Origin of the sequence: Celeribacter halophilus (genome assembly GCF_900114135.1) — a bacterium.
Classification (GTDB): domain Bacteria; phylum Pseudomonadota; class Alphaproteobacteria; order Rhodobacterales; family Rhodobacteraceae; genus Celeribacter; species Celeribacter halophilus.
Genome location: NZ_FORY01000007.1, coordinates 157422 through 174190 on the forward strand (window position 1 = coordinate 157422; position 16769 = coordinate 174190).

At 59.1% G+C, this 16769-nt stretch carries 16 protein-coding genes; 6 read left to right on the forward strand and 10 right to left on the reverse strand.

All coding sequences use genetic code 11. The annotated features are described in order from the left end of the window. Window positions 1-2 precede the first annotated feature (2 nt). On the forward strand, window positions 3-584 hold the full coding sequence (locus tag BM152_RS09360) for a transglycosylase SLT domain-containing protein (protein WP_066604706.1): 582 nt from the start codon (window positions 3-5) through the stop codon (window positions 582-584). 12 nt (window positions 585-596) lie between these two features. Here the strand turns inward: BM152_RS09360 and BM152_RS09365 are convergent, their stop codons facing one another. From BM152_RS09365 to BM152_RS09380, 4 genes are all read right to left on the reverse strand, one after another. Continuing rightward, on the reverse strand, window positions 597-1211 hold the full coding sequence (locus tag BM152_RS09365; RefSeq protein WP_066604278.1) for a LolA family protein: 615 nt from the start codon (window positions 1209-1211) through the stop codon (window positions 597-599). 75 nt (window positions 1212-1286) lie between these two features. Continuing rightward, the gene (locus BM152_RS09370; protein ID WP_066604275.1) at window positions 1287-4265 is read right to left on the reverse strand and encodes a DNA translocase FtsK; all 2979 of its coding nucleotides are present in this window, start codon (window positions 4263-4265) and stop codon (window positions 1287-1289) included. Between the two features lie 14 nt (window positions 4266-4279). After that, window positions 4280-5461, reverse strand: a complete 1182-nt coding sequence (locus BM152_RS09375; protein WP_066604271.1) for an aminotransferase class I/II-fold pyridoxal phosphate-dependent enzyme — start codon at window positions 5459-5461, stop codon at window positions 4280-4282. A 129-nt stretch (window positions 5462-5590) separates the two neighbouring features. Beyond that, window positions 5591-6919 carry an amidase gene (locus BM152_RS09380; RefSeq protein ID WP_066604268.1) on the reverse strand — a complete coding sequence of 443 codons (1329 nt, stop codon included), beginning with the start codon at window positions 6917-6919 and terminating at the stop codon, window positions 5591-5593. A 209-nt stretch (window positions 6920-7128) separates the two neighbouring features. On the opposite strand from BM152_RS09380, the gene BM152_RS09385 reads away from it, so the two are divergent. Further along, on the forward strand, window positions 7129-8364 hold the full coding sequence (locus tag BM152_RS09385; protein ID WP_066604266.1) for an FAD-dependent monooxygenase: 1236 nt from the start codon (window positions 7129-7131) through the stop codon (window positions 8362-8364). 83 nt (window positions 8365-8447) lie between these two features. Here the strand turns inward: BM152_RS09385 and BM152_RS09390 are convergent, their stop codons facing one another. From BM152_RS09390 to BM152_RS09410, 5 genes are all read right to left on the reverse strand, one after another. Then, window positions 8448-8654 carry a Trm112 family protein gene (locus BM152_RS09390; RefSeq protein ID WP_066604264.1) on the reverse strand — a complete coding sequence of 69 codons (207 nt, stop codon included), beginning with the start codon at window positions 8652-8654 and terminating at the stop codon, window positions 8448-8450. Further along, a complete protein-coding gene (locus BM152_RS09395; RefSeq protein WP_066604258.1) occupies window positions 8654-9289 on the reverse strand; it encodes an LON peptidase substrate-binding domain-containing protein in 636 nt (211 codons plus the stop codon). The genes BM152_RS09390 and BM152_RS09395 overlap by 1 nt, the downstream gene beginning before the upstream one ends. Window positions 9290-9315: 26 nt before the next feature. Next, window positions 9316-10218: a thioredoxin family protein gene (locus BM152_RS09400; protein ID WP_066604256.1), complete on the reverse strand. Its 903-nt coding sequence runs from the start codon at window positions 10216-10218 to the stop codon at window positions 9316-9318. Between the two features lie 54 nt (window positions 10219-10272). Continuing rightward, entirely contained in the window at window positions 10273-11061 is a 789-nt protein-coding gene (locus tag BM152_RS09405) for an exodeoxyribonuclease III (protein ID WP_066604251.1), read from the reverse strand. 227 nt (window positions 11062-11288) lie between these two features. Next, window positions 11289-11975 (reverse strand): response regulator transcription factor, encoded by a 687-nt coding sequence (locus tag BM152_RS09410; RefSeq protein WP_066604248.1) that lies wholly within the window; start codon window positions 11973-11975, stop codon window positions 11289-11291. 168 nt (window positions 11976-12143) lie between these two features. Between BM152_RS09410 and ribA the strand changes: the two genes are divergently transcribed. Continuing rightward, window positions 12144-13232 (forward strand): GTP cyclohydrolase II, encoded by a 1089-nt coding sequence (ribA, locus tag BM152_RS09415; protein WP_066604245.1) that lies wholly within the window; start codon window positions 12144-12146, stop codon window positions 13230-13232. After that, the gene (locus tag BM152_RS09420; protein ID WP_066604238.1) at window positions 13229-13729 is read left to right on the forward strand and encodes a L,D-transpeptidase family protein; all 501 of its coding nucleotides are present in this window, start codon (window positions 13229-13231) and stop codon (window positions 13727-13729) included. The genes ribA and BM152_RS09420 overlap by 4 nt, the downstream gene beginning before the upstream one ends. Window positions 13730-13813: 84 nt before the next feature. Here the strand turns inward: BM152_RS09420 and BM152_RS09425 are convergent, their stop codons facing one another. Next, window positions 13814-14467 carry a YggS family pyridoxal phosphate-dependent enzyme gene (locus BM152_RS09425; protein WP_066604231.1) on the reverse strand — a complete coding sequence of 218 codons (654 nt, stop codon included), beginning with the start codon at window positions 14465-14467 and terminating at the stop codon, window positions 13814-13816. Window positions 14468-14791: 324 nt separating this feature from the next. Between BM152_RS09425 and BM152_RS09430 the strand changes: the two genes are divergently transcribed. After that, complete coding sequence (locus BM152_RS09430; protein ID WP_066604229.1) at window positions 14792-15955, forward strand: porin; 1164 nt, start codon at window positions 14792-14794, stop codon at window positions 15953-15955. A 150-nt stretch (window positions 15956-16105) separates the two neighbouring features. Continuing rightward, complete coding sequence (locus BM152_RS18810; RefSeq protein WP_082715383.1) at window positions 16106-16675, forward strand: DUF3576 domain-containing protein; 570 nt, start codon at window positions 16106-16108, stop codon at window positions 16673-16675. Window positions 16676-16769: the final 94 nt, after the last annotated feature.

Here is a 16769-nt window from a genome sequence, read left to right on the forward strand (position 1 = left end):
GTATGAGCAGACGTCTTCGCGCATTGGCTTTATGTCTACTGGTTGCCGCCTGCGGTGGAAATTACTCCGCACCGCGCAATCTGGATAACGCCTGCGCCATTGTATCCGAACGCCCGAGATACCATCGGGCCATGAAGAAAACGGAGCGCAAATGGGGCGTTCCGATCTATGTGCAAATGGCCACATTCTATCAGGAAAGCAAATTCATCGGCGACGCACGCACGCCATACCGTTTCGTGCTTGGCGTGATTCCGATGGGCCGCCAAAGTTCGGCCTATGGTTATGCACAGGCGCTGGATGCAACCTGGGACGAATATCGCCGCGAGGAAGGTGGCTGGGGCGCGAAACGCGACCGGATCGAAGACGCCACCGATTTCATGGGTTGGTATATGAACCAGACCTACGAAGACCTCGGCGTCTCCAAAGCCGATGCCCGTGCACAATACCTCGCCTATCATGAGGGACGGACGGGCTACGCACGGGGCAGCTATCGCTCCAAACCATGGTTGATGCGCGTTGCCTCCGAAGTAGCTGCGCGTTCTGACACTTACCGCAGCCAGTTGCTGGCCTGCGGCAAGCTCTAAACATTACAGAACTCAGTCAATCGGCGTTCCGCGCCGGTTGGCTTCGGCACGGATATTGAACGTGCGATCAGACACAGAGCCGCCAAGCGACATTTTCGTAAGCTGCACAGTTGTCGAGCCGCCTCCCTGATCATGAATGACCCACGCCTTGAGCACAGGGGTCGCACTAAAGATCAGGTCGATATAGCCATAATCCGGATGATCCGGATCTTGCGCGCGCACAATGGTATCCCCGTTTTGCTCGCGATGGGACACAACCATTTTCGCGGCATTCAGATCGACATTGCGTTTCAGGATCACGGAAAGCGGGGTCTGGGAGAGCGGGAACCGCTGCGGCGGCTCGTTCGAGCCGGGATCGAATACGGCCACCTGACCGCCGGACACCAGCACCAGAGCATCATTGCCCCCGCCGTAATCAAGCCGCATCCGCCCCGGACGCTTGATCGTCACCTCACCCGAGGATTTCGACCCGTCGTCATTGGTCTGCACAAAATCGGCCTGAACCGTGCCAAGACTGTTCAGATAGGTCGAGAGCGTGGACAGGGACAGCTTTTCCGCGGCTGCGGGAGCAACAGAAGACAAAGCAATCAGGGCGGCGGGCGCAAGAGCGGTCAGAAATCTTTTCATACCGTAGATATACGCCAGATTTGCCGCCCTTCCACATCTCTTCTGCTCACAAGAGGGCGAAAACTGCGTGAACTCCTATTGCTCCGGCACCAGAATTTCGCGTTTGCCCACATGGTTGGCCGAGGACACGACGCCTTCATCCTCCATCTGCTCGACCAGACGTGCGGCCTTGTTGTAACCGATCGCCAGTTTGCGCTGGATGTAGGAGGTGGAGCATTTGCGGTCCTTGATCACGATGGCCACAGCCTGATCGTAGAGCGCATCCTCGCCGCCTGTGTTGCCACCGGTATTGAGGCCCAGAACCGCGTCGATACTGGCCGCTTTTTCGTCCTCCGGCCCCTCGACCACGCCGCCGACATAATCGGGCGGACCGTAAGCCTTGAGATAGGAGACCACCTTTTCAACTTCTTCATCCGAGACAAACGGCGCGTGGCAGCGCTGGATACGTCCGCCGCCAGCCATGTAGAGCATGTCACCCATGCCCAGAAGCTGCTCCGCCCCCTGCTCGCCCAGAATGGTGCGGCTGTCGATTTTGGAGGTCACCTGGAAGGAAATCCGCGTCGGGAAGTTGGCTTTGATCGTCCCGGTGATGACATCGACCGAAGGCCGCTGTGTTGCCATGATGAGGTGGATCCCCGAGGCCCGCGCCATCTGCGCCAGACGCTGGATGCAGGCCTCGATTTCCTTTCCGGCCACCATCATGAGGTCGGCCATCTCGTCCACGATCACGACGATATAAGGTAGGGTTTCCGGCTGGAATTCCTCGGTCTCGAAAATCGGATCACCGGTCTCGTCGTCAAACCCCGTCTGCACGGTGCGCGAGAACAGCTCGCCTTTGGACAGCGCCTCTTTCACGCGACCATTATAGCCGTCGATGTTACGCACGCCCATTTTGGACATTTTACGATAGCGGTCTTCCATCTCCGCCACGACCCATTTGAGCGCCACAACCGCTTTTTTCGGGTCGGTCACAACCGGCGACAGGAGATGCGGGATGCCGTCATAAACGGAAAGCTCCAACATCTTCGGGTCGATCATGATCAGGCGACACTCATCCGGCGTCAGACGATAAAGCAAAGACAGGATCATCGTGTTGATCGCCACGGACTTACCGGAACCGGTGGTCCCTGCGATCAGGAGGTGGGGCATTTTCGCGAGGTTGGTGACAACCGGATCGCCGCCAATGTCTTTCCCGAGCGCCAGCGGCAAGGACAGTTTGCCATCGCCATAGTCGCGGGTCGACAGAATTTCGCGGAAGGATACCATTTCACGATGATCGTTCGGCAATTCAATCCCGATCACCGAACGTCCCGGCACGGTAGAAACCCGCGCGGACAGGGCCGACATGGAACGCGCAATGTCATCGGCCAGACCGATCACCCGCGAGGCTTTGAGACCCGGTGCAGGTTCCAGTTCATACATGGTCACAACAGGGCCGGGGCGCACGGAGACAATCTCGCCCTTGACGCCATAGTCATCCAGCACGCTTTCGAGCATCCGCGCGTTTTCTTCCAGCGCCTCGTCAGACAGGGTGTGACGCGGAATATTGACCGGATTTTCCAGCAAGGACAGCGGCGGCGTCTCGTATTCAGCCTCTTTCGGGTCGAATTTCAACGTCGGCTGCGCTTCGGCCTGCGCCTGTTTGCTCGGGGCAACCGGTTTGCGCACAGGGTGCTGGACAACGCGTTTCGGCTCCGGCACGACGGGCGCAGCAGGCTCGTAGCGTACAGGCTCCGGAGCCACATATTCCGGTGTCTCCAGCGCCTCTTCGTCAACAGGCACCTCATGGAAGGACATGGCATCGTATTCGACGGGGCCCTGTTCATAACCGAATGTCTGCGGCTCATACCCTTCCGAGGCAGACGCGGCCTGCATCTCTGCCTCAGGCGCAGGTGCAGCGGCAGAGGCGGTGGGCTGATCGGCACTCACGGACGGATCAAAGACAATCGGCGCTGGCCCCTTGCGATATTTGGCAGCGGCTTTTTGCGCTGCGGTCAGAGGAGGCTCGACGCGCGAATTGCCCACAACCGCCCCACGCGGCACAGCACGCGCCCGTGCGCTGATGGCCGAGGAAATTTTCGAGCGGATGCGATCATCCTGTCCGGGTTCTGTTTTCACATCCGGCGCCAAATCAGGCTCGATCAATTCGGGTTCCAGATCCTCGGACGCATTGCGTTTCAAAAGGCTCGGAACTTTGGCAAGGATCGACGGTTTCGGTTCAGGTTGCACCGGATCGCTCTCGACAAGCGGCTGTTCCGCGCGAATGACACGATGAGTGGCACGCGGCTCCGGTTGCGCCATTTGCGCCTCGAAAGCGGCCTGTTGCTCGGCAAGCATCTGACGTTCTGTACGCCGCTCCTCACGGCGAGCCGCAGCACTACGCGCGACCTGTTGACCCACGGAGACAGATGTGCGCGCGCCCCGTCCAAGCAGGTGCAGGACCAGCGCGTAGAGAGACACCATTCCAACAAGCAGGAACTGCCCCGCCAGACGCAATTCCACCATCGTGACACCTAGCGCAAAGAGGCCCAGCGCCACGGTTCCAAAAAAGGCAAGAAACGCGAGAGCTTTCAGGCTGAACGCAGCGCCGAAGGGCAAAATCTGGATGAGCGCCGCGAGCACCGTGTCGCCAAACAACCCGCCGAAGCTCTGAGGTGCGGTCGAAGCATGAGTAGAGGCGTAAATCGCAGCCACGGCGATGGCGATGGGCACGAACACGGCGCGCGACAGAGCACGTTCCTCACCGCGATGCAGCACGAAGCGCAGCCCCCAAGCCACAAAGCCCAGCACAAATCCCCAAGAGGCCACACCGACAATAATCATCAGCGGCGAAGCGACAGAAGCCCCCAAGCGTCCCAGAATATTGTGCACCGGCGCTTCGGTGGCAGACAGCCAGCTCGGATCCTCGGGCACATACGAGCCCAGCATCAGCGCAATCAGAAACCCCAGCCCCAAAAGCCCAAGGCCGATAAGCTCTTTGCCGCGTCGCTCCAAAAGCGCCTGCGTGTTTCTGTCGAAAAGCGGATCGCGACCACGCGCCTGATAGGATGCCATGACTGCCTCTTACCTTAACCGTACAAACAGTCGCGAAGCCGGATAAGCCCGCGCTGTGTTTCTTCTTTTGGGGCCACAAGAGCGACCCGGATGTAATGCTTGCCGGGGTTGTCCCCGTTCACGTCCCGCGACAGATACGCGCCGGGCAACACCCGAACGCCGGTTTCTGTCCAGAGCTTCATTGCCGCTTCTTCGCCGTCATTGACGGGCAGCCAGAGGAAGAATCCGGCCTGTGGCGCCTCGGCGCCCTGAATGCCGGAGAACACCTCGTCTGCCATATCGAATTTCTCGGCATAGAGTTTGCGCGAGGCGATAACGTGATCCTCATCGGCCCAAACCCGCGCCGACACGGCCTGAATCGGTGCAGGAAGCGGTGCACCGGAATAGGCGCGCAAGCGGCGGATATGACTGATGTTTTCAGGGCCGGACGCCACGAAGCCGGAGCGCAGCCCCGGCAGGTTGGAGCGTTTCGACAGGGAATGGAAAATCACCACACGTTCAGGATCAGCCCCCATGTCGCGCGCAACTTCCAATGCGCTCACAGGTGCCTCGTCGCGATAGATTTCCGAATAACATTCATCCGAAAAGACTTTGAAATCATACTTCTCGGCCAGCGCAATCAGATCGCGCAGGTAGGCACGCGACGCAATGGCCCCCTGCGGATTGGAGGGCGAACAGATATAGGCGATACTCGTGCGCTCAAGAGTTTCGGCAGGCAAACCGGCATAATCCGGCAGGAAACCGGTTTCCCGCATGGCGGGCACAAAAACCGGCTCGGCCCCGACTGTCACGGCTGCGACCGCGTAAACCTGATAAAACGGGTTGGGCGTCAGGACGACGGGCTGTTTGCCGTTCTTGTGTTCAGGGCACAGCGCAATACAGGCGTTCATCAGCCCCTCGCGCGTGCCGTTCAACGCCATAATGTCAGTCGCGGGCGACACCATGACGCCAAAGCGCCGGTCAAGCCAGCCCGCAATCGCAGACAAAAGGTCATCCGTGCCGTTGTTGTTCGGGTATTTTGCAAAGCCGGAGAGATTCTCCGCCAGCACATCCCCCACGAAAGGCGGCATCGCATGACGCGGCTCGCCAATGGTCATATGCGTCACTTCACCACCCGGAGCATGCGCGTCGAGAAGACTCCGCAAACGCGGAAACGCATATTCCGGCAGGTTGGAAAACCGCTCAGGAAACGTCATGAAACTGCTACTGCCTCTGTTTTTCCGGATCTTTTTGCCCGGGTGTTTGAGGCCAAGATAACGAGAGCGCAGCCTTTGGTCCAGAGAAAGACGTCCTTGACAGGCGTCCCCGTGGAAAAGCTGTGACTTTTAGGCCAGCGCCTTTTCCGCCGCCGCACCAAGCCGCAGCAACCGCGCTTCGCTCATGGGAGGCGTCTGGAACAGGATGCCGCAAGACGGAATACCCGTAGGAAGCGTCAACGCCGCCAGCCCCATCAGGTTTCCGACACGGGTGTTACGCAGCGCCAGGAGATTCTCCGTCACATAATAATCCGCATCCGTCATCAACCGCTCGGCATCCGGCGGAAGGATCGGGGCCGTGGGCAGGATCACCGCATCATATCCGGCGGTGGCCTTGAGATAGTCATCCCGCAGACGGGCGAGTTTCTTCCAACCGGCCACGAAATCCGCCCCGTTAAAACTGCCCCCTGCGCGGAAGCGTTCCAGAATACGGGGATACATCACATCGGGATTGGCCTCGATCCGGTCGCGCCACTCGGCATAAGCCTCTGTGGTGAACAGGATGCCGGACAGGTCCATCGCCTCCGTCACAGCCTCGACCGGTGCGCGGATGATCTCCGCCCCTGCGGCCCGCAGCTTTTCAACCGCCGCTTCAAACGCATCCAGCGGGGCATCACGAATATCGTCGAAAACAACATTTTCCAGCACCAGAAGGCGTGTTCCCTCAAGCGACGCGCCTTTGAGATCAGGGGCCGGAGATCCGTCGAGAATGGCGAACATCTCGGCGGCATCTTCCACTGTTTTGACCAATGGTCCCACCGTATCAAACCCAGCCGCCAAGGGCACAACGCCATCAAGGGGGATGCGACCCGACGTGGTCTTGAGCCCCACAAGATCATTCCACGCCGAAGGGATGCGCACGGAACCGCCTGTGTCGGAGCCGACCGCACCGGGGGCCAGACCAAAGGCGACCGATCCGGCCGCACCGGAAGACGACCCGCCCGACACGGCATCGGTATCATTCACGCAAGGTGTGGTGGCTGTCACCGGATTGAGCCCGAGACCGGAAAAGGCCAGTTCCGACATATGGGTCTTGCCCAAAGCGACCAGACCGGCATTCGAGGCGCGGCGCAGCACTTCGGCGTCCCGTGTCGGGATGCGGTCTTTGAGAAGCGCAGAACCCGCTTCCGTCGCCACGCCCGCCGTATCAAACAGGTCTTTCCAAGACACGGGCACCCCGTCGAGAAGCCCGCGACGCACACCATTTTGCGCCCGTTCATACGCAGCCTGTGCCTCCGCCATTGCGCGCGTTTCCATGAAGCGGGCATAGATACGGTCGGAAAAAGGATGCGCTTTCGCCGCGTCCAGAAAGGCCGCCGCCACGTCGCGCGGGTCGATATCGCCCGATCCGATGGCCCGCCCCAAATCGCACATGCTCATCTTCGTATAATCGACCATCATCTCGCCCTTTTTCTATACTTGCGGCACCCTAAAGCCATTCGCAGTCAAGTTGAAATACAAATTGATTGCAAAAGCTGCGCTACATCAAGACCTTACGCTGTGCTTTCGGAAATTCTGTGATTTAGGGTTTCACGAAGCCCCCTCGCGGCGCTACATCGCATGGACAATCCCGCACGGCGCGTCATATTTGCGGCAAGGAGACAATCATGACCTCATCCAAGACAAAGCCAAGTGATCTCATCATTGTCGGCGGCGGGCTGAACGGACCTGCGCTGGCCCTTGCGGCGGCCAATGCCGGATTGACTGTAACGCTGATCGACAGCCTCCCGAAGACCGCGCGCATGAATGACCAGTTCGACGGGCGCGGTTATGCGCTCTCGCTGGGGTCGCAAAAGCTGCTCAAAGCGATCGGGCTTTGGGAGCGGGTGAGCAAGATGGCCCAACCCATCCTTGACGTGAAAGTCACGGACGGCAAACCGGGCGAAGGCCCTGCCCCCTTCATGCTGGAATTTCGTGATGGCGAGATCGACGAAAGTCCAATGGGTTACATGGTGGAAGACAGGTTCTTGCGTCAGGCCATTCTGGACACGCTGGATGCGCAACCCCGCATCACTCAGGTTGAGGGGCTGGTCACAGCACAAGAGGTTGATTTGCATGGTGCCAGCGTGACCTTGGACACGGGCGCGAAGATCACCGGCAAACTGATCGTCGGATGTGACGGACGCAAATCGGGCACCGCCGAACGCGCAGGCATCAAGCGCACCGGCTGGAGCTATGGCCAAACGGCGCAGGTCTGCGCGATCCAGCACGAACGGCCCCACGACGGCTGCGCGCATCAATATTTCCTCCCGTCCGGCCCTCTGGCGATCCTGCCGCTGCCGGGCAATCAAAGCTCGATTGTCTGGACCGAAAAGGACAAGATGGCCGCCGACATTCAGGCGCTGACTGACGAGGATTACCTCGCTGTCTTGCGGCCTCGCTTCGGGGATTTTCTGGGCGAGATTTCCCTCGTCGGCAAACGGTTCACCTACCCTTTGAACATCACGCTGGCGAACAGCTTTACCGCGACGCGCGTGGCGCTGGTCGGTGATGCCGCGCACGGGATGCACCCGATTTCAGGACAGGGCCTCAATGCAGGCCTCAAGGATGTCGGAGCACTGACCGAGGTTCTGGTGGAAGCGCATCGCCGTGGCGAAGACATCGGGCGCGAGGATGTTCTGGAACGCTACGCACAATGGCGGCGGTTCGACGTGGCCACGATGGCGCTGATGACCGACAGTTTCAACAAGCTGTTTTCAAACGACAACCCGCTCCTCCGCCTCGCGCGGGATCTCGGGATGGGCGTGGTCAATTCGGTCACAGGACTGCGCCGTGCGGCCATCCGCGAGGCCGCTGGCGTCAATGGCGATGTGCCCAAGCTGCTGCGCGGAATCGCGCTTTGAGAGCCTGAGTATTTGAAGGCACAAAGGAAACGCCGGAGAGAAAGCGCGTGCAAGCGGCGCGTGTCAGAAAGACATACGGAGGATCAGCCCTCCAGTTGACGCGCTTCCGAGACCAGCATGATCGGAATACCGTTCCGGATCGGATAGGCAAGACCCGCCGTTTTCGAGATCAGTTCTTGCGCCTCGGGGTCATATTTAAGAACCGCATGGGTCTGCGGACAGACCAGCGCCTCCAGCATCCGGCGGTCAAAAGCCTGTTCTGTTGTTTCGGGCGTTAGGTCATTGCTCATCACATCATATCCTCGCTGGAGCCGCCATGCAGGGCGAACTCCATAAGCGTTACCAGAGTTTCACGTCGGGTGGAAAGAGAAGGCGCCTCCAAAAGCGCCTGTTTGTCCTCCGGTCCGAAAGGACACAGCATCGACAGGGAATTGATCAGCAGCTCGTCATCCGCCTGACCGAGACTTCCCCAGTCGGTTTGCAACTCCTCCTCACAAAAATAACGCTGCAGGAGGTCCATGAAGGCGGCGCGATCCAGCCCTGAGTCGGCCTCTGCCGCGCCGAGATCATGGGAAAAATCAGCCCAGTTCACCGTGAATTTCCGGTAGGGAGAGAAACCGGTCTCCTCGGATACAAGCCGGAACCGCGACACGCCGGAAAGGGTGACCATATAGCGCCCGTCTTCGGTTTCGGAGAAAGCCGTCAGGCGTCCGGCGCATCCGATCGCATTCAGCTTGCCCTCCCCTGCCCCGCTGCGCGGCTGCACCATACCGATCAGGCGCGCAGGGGTTTTCATGCAATCTTCGACCATTTGCAAATAGCGAGGTTCGAAAATATGCAGCGGCAACCGCGCCCGAGGCAGCAAAAGCGCACCGGGCAGCGGAAAGACAGGGATCGTCTCTGGAAGGCTTGCAGAAGTCAACATTGCCTTAAACTAGACCGCAAACACGATCAGGCAAACAACATGGAAGAAAGTTTGCGCCGGCCGGCCAGGGCAATCGGATCATTGGGCTTGAGACTGTCGAAGATTTTGAACAGTTGCTCCTTGATCGCCCCGTCATTCCAGTCGCGATCCTGCTTGAACGCCGCCAGAAGCGTTTCAACTGCCGCTTCGATCTGACCATCTGCGTGTTGCGCCACAGCCAGTTCAAGACGCGCCTGCATATCGCTCGGATCGGCTTCGACTTTGGCCGCCAGTTCTGCCACGGGACCGGCATTCGCCGCCTCTTTTGCCAATGCGATCTGGGCATGCACAGCTTCAATGGCCGCATCGGAGGAAATCTCCGCCGCCACACCGTTGATCAGGGCTTCGGCCTCTTCGACCTCACCTTTGGCAAGGCGGCATTTAGCCAGACCGGCATAGGCCCCCGCGAGCTTGTCGTCTTCTTCGAGGATCGCCGCATAAGTTTGTGCCGCATCCTCGATCTCGCCCGCCTCGAACATTTCATCCGCAGCCGCAACCGCATCGCTCAGGCTTTCGTCGACATTGAGCGCCACAACCTTGGCCACAAATTCCTTGATCTGCGACGGTGGCAACGCGCCTTGGAACCCGTCCACCGGCTGACCTTTGAAAAAGGCATAGACGGTCGGGATGGATTGCACGCGCATCTGGCCTGCAATCATCTGGTTTTCGTCCACATTGACCTTGGCCATTTTCACAGCGCCACCAGCAGCATTGACCTCCGCCTCAAGTGCCGGTCCAAGCTGTTTGCACGGGCCGCACCAAGGGGCCCAGAAGTCAACGATCACAGGTGTTTCTTGCGAGGCTTCAATCACCTCCGCCATGAAATCGGCTTCGTAAACATCTTTCACATATGCGCCAGGAGCGGCACCGGTAGATTGTCCGAGATCCATATCGGTTCTCCTTTGTATCTGTTTGGCCCCTATATGCGCCTTCCGGCATCGGTTTTAAAGGTCGAAGGTGGCGAAGACCGGCGCATGGTCGGAGGGTTTTTCCCAGCCGCGCGCATCGCGCAGGACGCGGCTCGAATGTCCGGCGTTGGATATGTCCGGCGTTGCCCAGACGTGATCAAGACGACGCCCCTTGTCCGCAGCATCCCAGTCCCGCGCACGATAGGACCACCAGCTATAGAGCTGGCCCTCGGGAATATCCTGTCGCGTGATGTCGACCCAGTTGCCAGCCTCCTGCGTCTGCGCGAGATGCTCGACCTCAACAGGCGTATGCGACACGATTTTCAAAAGCTGCTTGTGATTCCAGACATCGTCCTCACGCGGCGCGATGTTGAGATCGCCCACAAGGATTGATTTTTCCGGTTTCTCGGCGTGGAACGCATCGCGCATCTCGGTCAGATAGTCGAGCTTCTGGCCGAACTTTTCGTTGATTTCGCGGTCCGGCTTGTCGCCACCCGCAGGCACATAGAAATTGTGGATCGTGACGCCGTTCTCAAGTTTTCCGGCGATGTGGCGGGCGTGACCCAAGGAGGCGTAATCTTCGGCCCCTGCTTCCACCATCGGAATTTTCGACAGGATCGCAACGCCGTTATAGCCCTTTTGCCCCCGCGCAACCATGTGGGTATAGCCCAGCGCTCGGAAGCCCTCCATCGGGATTTTGTCGACCGGCGACTTACATTCCTGAAGGCACAGCACATCGGGAGCTTCTTCTTCGAGAAGTTTGAGCACGATCGGCTCGCGCAGGCGCACGGAGTTGATGTTCCATGTGGCAAGGGTAAAGGGCATATCCGGTCCTCAGATGCAATTTCGTCAAACCCTATCCCTATGGATCGGATGACTCCACCCGAAAGCCGCAGGGCTGAGCGCAAAAAATGCCCGACACAAAGGCCGGGCATAAGTCGTGGAACGAGGGACTGCACATTATCACCCCGATGTGCGCGGGGTCTTCACAGGACTAACTCGTACGGGCGCAGGAAAGTTCCCGCACAAATTAACTTTTTTCAATTGGCGCTTCAGGAGGCCAGACGATACCCGCCCGCTTCGGTCACCAGAAGCCGCGCATTCGAGGGATCGGGCTCGATTTTCTGACGCAGGCGGTAGATATGGGTTTCAAGCGTGTGCGTCGTCACACCGGCGTTATAGCCCCAGACCTCGTGCAAAAGCACATCCCGCGGCACCACACCGTCGGTCGCGCGGTAGAGGAACTTGAGGATATTGGTCTCTTTTTCGGTCAGGCGGATTTTCTTGTCGTCTTCCGTAACCAGCATCTTTTGCGCCGGTTTGAACGTATACGGTCCAAGCTGGAAAACAGCCGCTTCGGATTGCTCGTGGGTCCGCAACTGCGCACGGATACGAGCCAGAAGCACCGGAAACTTGAACGGTTTGGTCACGTAATCATTCGCACCACTATCAAGCCCGAGGATCGTATCCGCGTCCGTGTCATGACCTGTGAGCATCAAAATCGGTGCTTTTACGCCCGATTTACGCATCCGTTTGCAAAGCTCGCGCCCGTCCGTATCCGGCAGACCCACGTCCAGCATGATGAGGTCGTAATGACCTTCCTTGGTCTTTTCCATGCCGCTTGCGCCGCTGTCTGCTTCGAACACGTCGAAATCTTCGGTCATCACCAGTTGCTCGCTCAGCGCCTCACGCAGATCGTCGTCGTCATCCACGAGCAGGATTTTTTTGAGAGTGGCCATCACACTGACCTCCTTTGTTTGTGCATTGAACGTGATGTGCGCGCACAGGCAGCCCAAAACAAGATTTGCAACAATCGTCTCACGCAAGCGTGTGAAAACGGCCGGAAATGTTTCACTTTGTGACAAAGATCGCTACATGAGAAGCCAGATCAAACCACGGACCCGCTCATGAGCCTCGCCCCCAACCTCTCTGAACTCATCGCCCGTGCCCGCTCCGATTTGCGGATGGGTATGCCCGTTGTTCTGCGCTCAGAGAACGGGGCGGCGCTCGCGATTGCCGCCGAAGACCTGTCTCCTGCGCGACTGGACGATCTGCGCGGACTTGGCGAGGCTTTCTTGGCGATCACCGCACGGCGGGCCGAGACCCTGTCTGCGCGGGCCTATGATAGCGATCTGGCACGGCTTGTTCTGCCGGATGACGCGGATGTGGCCTGGATCGAAGCAGTGGCCAACCCTGCAGATGACCTGACACACCCGATGAAGGGCCCGTTTCAATCCCTGCGTGGCGGCAAGGCGCAATGTGCCCGTGCGGCAATTGCACTGGCAAAATCCGCGCGCCTGTTGCCCGCTGCCGTGATGGTCGGGATCGACAATGCCTATGAACTGGCGGCCACGCACGGGCTGACGCTCCTGCCCGTCGAACCCGCCCTGCCGCTCATGGCCGATCTCGCGCCGCTGCATGATATGATCCACGCGCGCGTGCCCTTGCTGGCCGCTGAAAAGTCCCGCGTCCATGTGTTCCGGCCCGATGATGGCGGCGAGGAGCATTATGTGGTCGAAGTCGGCCGTCCGGACCGCAGCAAACCCGTCCTCGCACGCCTGCATTCCGCCTGTTTCACCGGCGATATTTTCGGCTCCATGAAATGCGATTGCGGCCCCCAACTCAACGCCGCGCTTGCGCAGATGGGTGAGGAGGGAGAGGGCATCCTCCTGTATCTGAATCAGGAAGGCCGCGGCATCGGACACGCCAACAAGATGCGGGCATATTCCCTTCAAGATCAAGGATTTGATACGGTCGAAGCCAATCACCGTCTGGGCTTTGAGGACGACGAGCGGGACTTCCGCATTGGCGCCGCGATTCTCAAGGAGATGGGGTTTGGGGGGGTGCGGTTGATGACGAATAATCCGAACAAGATCGCGCGGATGGAGGATCAGGGGGTCATGGTGACCGAACGCGTGCCGCTCAAGGTCGGGGAAAACCGCTATAACGAAGCCTATCTCGCCACCAAGGCGCGCAAGTCGGGGCACCTGCTATGACCCGCCCGTTCTCGCCCGCCGACATCGTCGTCACACGCTGGGGCGCACGGTTTATGGGGCGGCGGTTTCCCTGCTCCATCGGCAAGGGCGGGATCACCGACACCAAACGCGAAGGCGATGGGGCCAGCCCGCGTGCCAACCTCACACTCCCCGCACTCTACTACCGCGCCGACCGGATTTTTCCCTTACATGGCAACAAGATAGGCCCGCGCGACCTGTGGTGTGACGCCGCCGACCACCCCGCCTACAACCACCTCACACGCGCCCCGCTCAAGGCCAGCCACGAGCGGATGCGCCGCGCTGACAGGCTATATGATCTGGTGCTGATCACCGACTGGAACTGGCCCGATGCCACCCCCGGAAAAGGCTCCGCCATCTTCGTCCACCGCTGGCGCAAACCACGCCATCCGACCGAAGGATGCGTCGCGTTCCGCGCCGATCACCTGCGCTGGATCGCGGAACGAGCCACCCCGAGAACACGGCTGATCATCCGCTAAAACGCGGTCTGCACCCTGTCGGATATGTGTCGGACTTGTGTCGGGCACATTCCCAGAGAGGATTCAGACCACAATCAACCCGCCTCACCCATAATCCCGCTCACCAAAAATCGCGGAGCCGACCCGCACATGGGTCGCGCCTTGCGCAATTGCGGTCTCGAAATCCCCCGACATGCCCATAGACAAACCGTCGACCCCGTTGCGCGCCGCGATCTTTTTGAGCAAAGCGAAATGCAAGGACGGCTCCTCATCGGCGGGGGGAATACACATCAACCCCCCGATCTCAAGACCCAGATCCCGACACTCCTGTATAAAGCCATCGGCATCCACAGGCAGAACACCCGCCTTTTGCGGCTCCTCACCGGTGTTCACCTGAACGAACAGACGCGGACAATGGCCCAACTCTCCCGCAAGCCGCGCAATGGTCTTGGCCAGCTTCGGACGGTCCACCGTATGAATCACATCGAAAAGCTCCATCGCCTGACGCGCCTTGTTGGTCTGCAAGGGACCGATGAGATGCAACTCGACACCGTCATATTGCTCCTTGAACGCAGGCCACTTGCCCGCCGCTTCCTGAACCTTGTTTTCGCCAAAGACCCGCTGCCCCGCGTCCAGCACCGCCGCGACCCGTTCGTTCGGCTGCACCTTGGACACAGCAATCAACTGCACACTATCGGGCGCACGTCCGACCCGCTCGGCCTCCGCCGCAATCCGTTCCTTGATCTCTGCAAGCCCCATTCCGGCCTCCTTAAAACCTCTGCGATTCCCGCCACACACATGCTCATGCGTGGCAAAACCACCATATCCGGACACCAGATCGCATTTTGCCGAAATCCTGTGCAGGATCATACAGGCGCGATATGGCCCTTTATTCATAGGGGTTCTTAAAATGCAGCCTGCCCGTCATGCAACAGGTGTGTGACCAACTTGCATCATTTTTAAACCAGCTTGCCACAGACCTCCGCCTTTTCTTGACCCAAAACGCTTCTCGGCGCATTCCAATGCTCAGGTGTCGGGTAAGCCGGCATGTCTGATATTCATACAATTCCACGAGGGAACAAAATGAAAAACATCCTTCTTTCTTCCGCAGCGATCGCCCTGCTTGCAGGCGCCGCTTCCGCAGAAGTAACCTGGTCCGGCGACGCCGAAATCGGTTACAACGATGACTTCGAAGACGGTGTCTACTGGGACGCTGGTCTCTACGTGAACATGTCCCAAGAGCTGAACAACGGCTGGACAGCTTCCGCGTCGCTCGACATCGACCTCGAAGACAGCTCGCAAGGCTCCACCTACAGCCTCGGCGATGTGGACTCTTCCGATTGGGTTGTGACCCTGTCTAACGACATGTTCTCCCTGTCTTTCGGTGACGTTGACACCGCCATGGCGTCCTTCGACTATGTGACCGGCCTGTTCGCTGCAACCGATGCCATCGACGATGCAATTGGCATCGACAGCCTGTCTGATGACTCCAGCGACTACGCAGCTTGGGTTGGCACTCCCGATGCTGGCATCCTGATCTCCGCCACCTACGGCCAGTTCTCCGGTGCTTACTCCGCACTCAGCGTTGATGGCGAGCTCGGCGCTCAGCAATTGTTCCTCGGCGGCGACTTTGACGTAGTTGAAGTTGGCTTCTTCTACCAAGAAGAAGACACTGACTATGCAATCGCTACTGAGCAATACGCCCTGACCGTTTCCGGCTCCTTCGCAGGCTTTGAAGTCACCGGTTCCTACGGCCAAACCGATTACTTCGGCTTCGGCGACGGCAGCGCATACGGTATCGAAGTTGCTTACCCGATTGGTGCTGTGACCCTCGGCGCTTACTACACTGGCTATGACGTAGACGGTGCAGACGTTGACGGCGCTTACGGTATCTCCGTTGACTACGCTGACGGCCCCGTCACTGTGTCCGCTTACTACGGCAGCGGTCTGATGTATGACGGCACCAACATCCTCGACGATGGCAAAGAGTACGGCATCGAAGGCGCTTATGACTTCGGCATGGGTCTCGTTGTGACTGCCGGTTACATCGACGGTGACGACGAAACTGACGATGATCTCGCAACCTACATCGTTGCTGAATACGACCTTGGCGGCGGCGCTTCCTTCCTCGCTTCCTACGCCGATGCGAACTCCACCGCAGCAGCATCCACCGACGACATCGACACCGGTGTTAACGGTTACGAGCTGTACTCCGGTGCAACCATGGCTCTGTCCTTCGAATTCTAATTCCTGACGGAATTGAAATTCTTCAAGGGCCGCTCTTAGGAGCGGCCCTTTCCTTTTGTGAGGAGCCTTTTGCCTTGAGGCATTTTCGGGCCTTGTCCCTTTTGCGCTTGGGCGATACGGTTGCGGCGATATCTTGAAAGGGAGCCTTTGATGTTTCGCCCACCCTATGTTTTGGCCTCTGCGCTGATTGCCGGATTCACGCTGACAGGCTGTGGCGCTTTTGACAGCGTCGGCTCTATCGGGGACAGCACCGGTTCCCTGCCGTTTTCCGGCGGCAAAAAGGAGACGGTTGTCACCACGGATGGCACGGTGGAGACCGTGGACACGAAGACCACGGGTCAGGTTGTCGAGATTCCCAATGGCGAGACCATCGTGATTGAACAGTCCAAGCGGCGCACGATTTTCGGCGGCGGTCGAGGGTCTGTGTCCGACACGGTTCAGGTGAACAAATATATCTGGAATGCGGCGCTGGATGTCTTGTCCTTTCTGCCTGTGCAGGAGGCCGATCCGTTCACGGGTGTGATCATCACCGGATACGGCACGCCTCCGGGTGGCGGTCGCGCCTATCGTGCGGTGATTCATGTGACCGATCCGGCACTGGATGCGCGCACGTTGAACGTGTCGCTTTACACGCGCGGCGGTGCGGTGGGCGACGAGACGGTTCATGCCGTGGAAGATGCGATTTTGACCCGCGCGCGGCAGTTGCGGTCGGGCAAGTAAAGTTGCGAAGTCAACAAGGCCTCTGGACCCCGGAGAGCCAAGGATTTATGACCACGCCGGGCCCAGGATGCCCGGCGTTTGTCTGAGATTAAGG